Here is a 5,256-nt window from a genome sequence, read left to right on the forward strand (position 1 = left end):
CACGTCCACCAGTCGATCTGGAAGGCCGGCAAGCCCTTGTTCGCCGGTTCGGGTTATGCCGATCTGTCGGACCCCGCGCTCTACTACATCGGCGGCATCATCAAGCACGCCAAGGCGCTGAACGCGATCACCAACCCGCTGACCAACTCCTACAAGCGCCTGATCCCCGGCTTCGAAGCCCCGGTGCTGCTGGCCTATTCGGCCCGCAACCGCTCGGCCTCGTGCCGCATTCCGTTCGCGCCGGGCCCCAAGGGCAAGCGCGTCGAAGTGCGTTTCCCGGACGCCGGCTCGAACCCGTACCTGGCCTTCGCCGCCATGCTGATGGCCGGCCTCGACGGCATCGAGAACAAGATCCACCCCGGCGATCCCGCGGATAAGGACCTCTATCACCTGCCGCCGGAAGAGCTGAAGAAGATCCCGACCGTCTGCGGCAGCTTGCGTGAAGCCCTGGCGGCGCTCGACGCCGACCGCGCCTTCTTGAAGAAGGGCGGCGTGTTCAACGACGACTTCATCGACGCTTACATCGAGCTGAAGATGGAAGAAGTCTACGCCTTCGAACACACCCCGCACCCGGTCGAGTTCAAGATGTACTATTCGGTCTGATCTTCTCCTGAAATCAGAGCGTACCGAACCCCTCGGCGGAAACGTCGGGGGGTTTTGGCTTTGGAGAGCCACAGAGCCAGACGAACACCATTCTTGACGAACATTGATCGTTATGATTATGTTCGGAGAATGGACCAGAAACCCGCCCCTGTCAGCCGCCGTGCCCGTCCCGCCAAGGCGCCGCTGAGCCGCGAGGCGATCGTCGCCGCCGCCCTTGCCGTGCTCGACCGCGACGGCCTTGAGGGCCTCAGCCTGCGCCGGGTCGCGGCCACACTCGATACCGGCCCCGCCTCGCTCTACGTCTATTTTGCCAATCTCAACGACCTGCACGCGGAGATGCTGGATGCGGCCTTCGCCGAGATTGCGCTGCCGCCAAACCGCGACGGCAACTGGCGCGACCGGCTGAAGGCGCTGCTGACGTCGTACATGCTGGTTCTCTACAACAAGCGCGGCCTCGCCCAGATGGCGATGATGCAGATCGCCGGAGGGCCGAATGCGCTGCGTATCGTCGAAACCATGCTCGACATCCTGATGGAGGGCGGCGTGCTGGCGACGCGGGCGGCGCTCGCCGTCGACGCCTTGCTGCTGCATGTCACGGCGGTCGCGGCCGAGCACAGCAACTGGCGCGACAAGGGCAACGATCTCAGTCGCGCCAAAAAGATTCTCGAAAATCTGTCGGCGGAGGAATTTCCGCTGCTCCACGCCTCGCGCGATCAGTTCTTCACCAGTTCGCCCAAGAGCCGCTTCCTGTGGGCGCTCGACGTGATCATCGACGGCATTCTGGCCTCGCCCCCGCCCGACGGCTGATCGCACCCTCGCCTGCTTCGCAACTCTGCCCAAAACCCTTGGAGGTTATCGATGACGCATGTCCAAATTCCAGCCGCCGGCTCCACCCTTGACGGCTTCACCCAGATTTATGCCGAGAGCAATCCGCCGTGGGATATCGGCAAGCCGCAGCCGCCCTTCATCTCGGTGCAGGATCAGATCAGGAGCCCGCTGCTCGACAGCGGCTGCGGCACCGGCGGCACGGCGATCTATTTCGCCGCTCGCGGTCTTGCCGTCACCGCGATTGATTTCATCCAGCAGGCGATCACGCGCGCCAAGGCGAAGGCACTGGCGAAGCGCGTGCTGGTCGATTTCCAGGTCAAGGACGCCATGACGCTCGCCGACTGGGACCGCTCGTTCGCGTCGGTGATCGACAGCGGCCTGTATCACATTTATGGCGCGGCCGATCGCCAGCGCTATGTCGCCGGGCTCCGCCACGTTCTCAGGCCGGGCGGCAAGCTGTTCCTGTTCGCCTTTGCCGATTGTCCGCAAGCGCCCGGCGGTGGCCTGACGCGCGAAGACATCGGCCGCGATTTCGCCGATGGCTGGCAGATCGAAAGCCTCGACTACGCCGCCGGCGAATTGAACCCTGCCTTCGAGCATCCCGAACAGCTCGAAGGCCTCAAGATGTGGTTCGCCATCATCCGCCGGACGGAATGAACCGGCGCGCCCCTCGGTGGCAACGCCGAGGGGCTATTGTTTTGCCGGGATCGTCCTATTCTCAGGGCCTGTCTGCAGGGGGATGTTCCGATGATCCGTTTCGCCGTTGCGTTTGCCGTGTTCGCCGCCGCCGCCATTGCCGAGCCGGCGCTGACCGCGCTGCCCGCGCCGCTTACCACCCGCAACGGGCCGGTGGCGTGGACAGCGACGGGTGCCGACAGTCTCACCATCACGGCGGAACCGAAGACGAACTGGTTCGTGCCGCCGTGGAACCCGTCCAAGGCCACCGACAACGCACCGACGCTGCTGCTGCAGCCGACCGGGAATTTCACGCTGTCCGCCAAGGTCCATCTCGATCCCAAGCTGCGCTGGGATTCCGGCGCCCTGGCGGTGTTCGTCGATCGCGACAACTGGGCCAAGCTGTGCCTCGAAGATGCCCACGATGACCGCAAGCTGTCGGTGGTGATGGTGGTCAACAAGACCGTCTCCGACGACAGCTACACCGACCTCGTCGCGGCCGACAACACACTGTGGTTGCGCGTCAGCCGCAAGGGATTGGCGCTGTACTTCTACGCCTCGCGCGACGGCCAGACCTGGACCATGCTGCGCACCTTCGCGCTCAACGGCGACTTGACGGTGCTGAAGGCCGGCCTGTTGGCGCAATCGCCGGTCGGCGACGGCATCGCCGTGACCTTCTCCGACGTTCGCTACGAGCCCGGTCGATGACGCTCAGCCGTCGCGCGCTGCTCGGGGCGGCAACGTTGCCGTTTGTCGGTGCGCGCGCGGCGGCCGATGAGCGCCAGAAGCTTGTCGCCGCCTATCCCGATTGTCTCGCCCGCGCCACGGCTGACGGCATTGTCTGGCGCGACGGCACGCTGATGGCATGGAGCGACGCCCGCCCGGCGAAATCGTTCGAGGAAAAACTCGCCGCGCCCAGCCTTGCCGACCAGATGTCGTTGCCCTACCCGCGCGGACCGCAGACACGTTCGCCGCCGCGCGATTTCGATCCCGGCCGCTTCCGCAATCTCGCCTTCTTCAACAAAATGTACGGCGCCAGCGCGGCGGAGGTGCAACGCCGGCTCGTGCCGGTGCTCTGGCGCATCGGCGATTGCCGCATGGCGCTGCCGTTTACGCGCGTCAACGGTGTCGATCGCATCGTCACCGGCATGATCGACGAACTCGCCGGGTTGCCGCCGTCGCTGCACCGCTATCTGGTGCCGCCCGAGGGCAGCTTTGTGTGGCGCGCCATCGCCGGCACCGACACCCAGAGTGCACATTCGTTTGGCATCGCTGTCGATATCAACACGAAATTCTCCGATTATTGGCGCTGGAGTCGCGACGGCTGGAAGAACCGCATCCCCACGGCGATCGTGGAAATATTCGAGCGTCGCGGATTCATCTGGGGCGGCAAGTGGTTTCACTACGACACCATGCATTTCGAATACCGCCCGGAACTCGCACTGTCGTAAAATCCAAACAGGAACGTGCTTTTTGCCCCGAATTCGTCGCCGAGAACCCGCGGCAAGGGGTTGCGCCGTGGCCGATAGATTGTAACGTGCGGGCGTGGCAGCGAGCGGTGATTGATGGTGGCGTACGCGTCGGAGGATGAAGCAGACAACGCCGTCGGCCGCTGGGCAAAAGCGCTGGTGCCGTCGGTTTGCGACGTCTCAATCACCAACGTCTGTCAGGCGACCTGCAATTTCTGCTGCTTCGCGCACGACAAGCAGATCGTCACCGATCGCCGCTATATCGACAAGGACAGGTTCCTCGAGGCGCTGCCGATCCTCTACCGGCGCGGCGTGCGCTATGTGAATTTCCAGGGCGGCGAGCCGCTGCTGCATCCGGCCATCGTCGACATGACGGCGGCGATCGTCGCCAACCGGATGCGTCCGGCGATGATCTCCAACGGCTGGCTGTTGCCCGACAAGCTGCCGCGCCTGATCGAGGCGGGGCTTTCCACCCTCTTGTTCTCGCTCGACAGCCATGACATCGCCGTGCACGAGAACAACCGCGGCCTCAAGGGCGTGGTGGAGCGGTTGAAGCAATCGGTCGCCATCGCCAAGGCGGCGGGGCTTCCGACCATCGCGGTCGTCACGGTCTCGAAGCTGGTCGATTTCGCGCGCCTGCCGGAAATTCTCGATCACGTCGGCTGCGATGCGATGAGCTTTTCCTATCCGCGCAAGGAGCCGTTCGGTTCGTCATCGCTGGTGTTCAATCCGGACTCCGATCTGGTCGATTTCACCGGGCCCGAACTGGAGCGGGCGATCGACGCGATCCTCGATCTCAAGAAACGCTTCCCGGTGATGAATCCGGTCGCCGCACTGAAAGACCTGCGCCGCTTCGCCCGCGACGAGGAGCAGCACATCGCCTGCGTCGGCGGCCGCAAATACTTCTATCTCGACTGGAACCTGATGCTGTGGCGCTGCGAAGCGTGGAGCGAGCCGATGGGATCGGTGTTCGATCTCGATCGCCTGCCCGAGCGCAGTGACCGCTGCACCGCCTGCAACCAGAATTGCTATCGCGACACCTCGGCGCTGATGCATTTCGGCGTCACGGTGACCGACGCCATCGCCGACGTCTCCAGGGGCCACGTCGGCGCCGCCATGGGCCGCTTCGTGCAGCCGGGCCTCGGCGCGTCCATTAAAGCAGTGGTGCAGGAAGCTGGCGTCATCAAGAAACTCGCCCCCCGCAAATTCCAGGACGCGCCGGCGTAACGCTGTTCAAGCGGACTCATTGCTGGCAGTTTGGAGCGGGAGCATCCCTGACACTTTGGTTTCGACGCGGGTGCTGTGCGCCCGCTGCTTGGGGCGTTTCACACGGCTCGCAATCTTAATTCAGCGCGGCGCTTTCTTCATCGGCGGACGAAAGCGCGAGGGATAGCCGTCGAATGGCAGGAAGCGGCCCGCGGCGGGCGCGAACGCCTCGCGCAACAGCTGGAGGACTTCGCGCAATACGCTGCGGATGGTGCGTTCGCTCATGGCAGGACCTCGCCGGGCGAGAGAGGAAACCACTGGAGGCAATCGGGCTGCGGCTGCGGCTGAAAATTGTGAAACGTCTCGTAGACCGTGGCGCCGATCAGGCCATCGCCGGTGTGCCCGTCACGGCTCAACGGCATGGCAACGCGTTCACCGAAACCAAAACGATCGACGGCCTGAAACACCTTGCCGG

General features: G+C 64.3%; 8 protein-coding genes. 6 read left to right on the forward strand and 2 right to left on the reverse strand.

Annotated features, from left to right (window positions below; all coding sequences use genetic code 11):
• From AC1P6P_RS06895 to AC1P6P_RS06920, 6 genes are all read left to right on the forward strand, one after another.
• On the forward strand, positions 1–603 hold a 603-nt coding region (locus tag AC1P6P_RS06895), incomplete at its 5' end, for a glutamine synthetase family protein (RefSeq protein ID WP_481401697.1).
• A gap of 129 nt (positions 604–732) precedes the next feature.
• Complete coding sequence (locus tag AC1P6P_RS06900; RefSeq protein ID WP_481401698.1) at positions 733–1,410, forward strand: TetR/AcrR family transcriptional regulator; 678 nt, start codon at positions 733–735, stop codon at positions 1,408–1,410.
• Between the two features lie 51 nt (positions 1,411–1,461).
• Positions 1,462–2,088: a class I SAM-dependent methyltransferase gene (locus AC1P6P_RS06905; RefSeq protein ID WP_481401699.1), complete on the forward strand. Its 627-nt coding sequence runs from the start codon at positions 1,462–1,464 to the stop codon at positions 2,086–2,088.
• A gap of 90 nt (positions 2,089–2,178) precedes the next feature.
• The gene (locus tag AC1P6P_RS06910; protein WP_481401700.1) at positions 2,179–2,814 is read left to right on the forward strand and encodes a DUF1349 domain-containing protein; all 636 of its coding nucleotides are present in this window, start codon (positions 2,179–2,181) and stop codon (positions 2,812–2,814) included.
• Positions 2,811–3,557: a M15 family metallopeptidase gene (locus tag AC1P6P_RS06915; RefSeq protein WP_481401701.1), complete on the forward strand. Its 747-nt coding sequence runs from the start codon at positions 2,811–2,813 to the stop codon at positions 3,555–3,557. The genes AC1P6P_RS06910 and AC1P6P_RS06915 overlap by 4 nt, the downstream gene beginning before the upstream one ends.
• Before the next feature lie 114 nt (positions 3,558–3,671).
• Positions 3,672–4,802: a radical SAM protein gene (locus AC1P6P_RS06920; RefSeq protein WP_481401702.1), complete on the forward strand. Its 1,131-nt coding sequence runs from the start codon at positions 3,672–3,674 to the stop codon at positions 4,800–4,802.
• A 120-nt stretch (positions 4,803–4,922) separates the two neighbouring features.
• Here the strand turns inward: AC1P6P_RS06920 and AC1P6P_RS06925 are convergent, their stop codons facing one another.
• Together AC1P6P_RS06925 and AC1P6P_RS06930 are read right to left on the reverse strand one after the other, a co-directional pair.
• Entirely contained in the window at positions 4,923–5,066 is a 144-nt protein-coding gene (locus tag AC1P6P_RS06925; protein ID WP_481401703.1) for a hypothetical protein, read from the reverse strand.
• The coding region (locus tag AC1P6P_RS06930; RefSeq protein ID WP_481401704.1) for a hypothetical protein at positions 5,063–5,256 on the reverse strand (194 nt) is incomplete at its 5' end. The genes AC1P6P_RS06925 and AC1P6P_RS06930, both read right to left, overlap by 4 nt.

This window comes from Rhizomicrobium sp. (assembly GCF_056722145.1).

Bases quoted from the DNA above. Each gene is read 5' to 3' on its own strand.
- AC1P6P_RS06900 (WP_481401698.1), top strand. From the start codon at position 733: ATGGACCAGAAACCCGCCCCTGTCAGCCGCCGTGCCCGTCCCGCCAAG.
- AC1P6P_RS06905 (WP_481401699.1), top strand. From the start codon at position 1,462: ATGACGCATGTCCAAATTCCAGCCGCCGGCTCCACCCTTGACGGCTTC.
- AC1P6P_RS06910 (WP_481401700.1), top strand. From the start codon at position 2,179: ATGATCCGTTTCGCCGTTGCGTTTGCCGTGTTCGCCGCCGCCGCCATT.
- AC1P6P_RS06915 (WP_481401701.1), top strand. From the start codon at position 2,811: ATGACGCTCAGCCGTCGCGCGCTGCTCGGGGCGGCAACGTTGCCGTTT.
- AC1P6P_RS06920 (WP_481401702.1), top strand. From the start codon at position 3,672: ATGGTGGCGTACGCGTCGGAGGATGAAGCAGACAACGCCGTCGGCCGC.
- AC1P6P_RS06925 (WP_481401703.1), bottom strand. From the start codon at position 5,066: ATGAGCGAACGCACCATCCGCAGCGTATTGCGCGAAGTCCTCCAGCTG.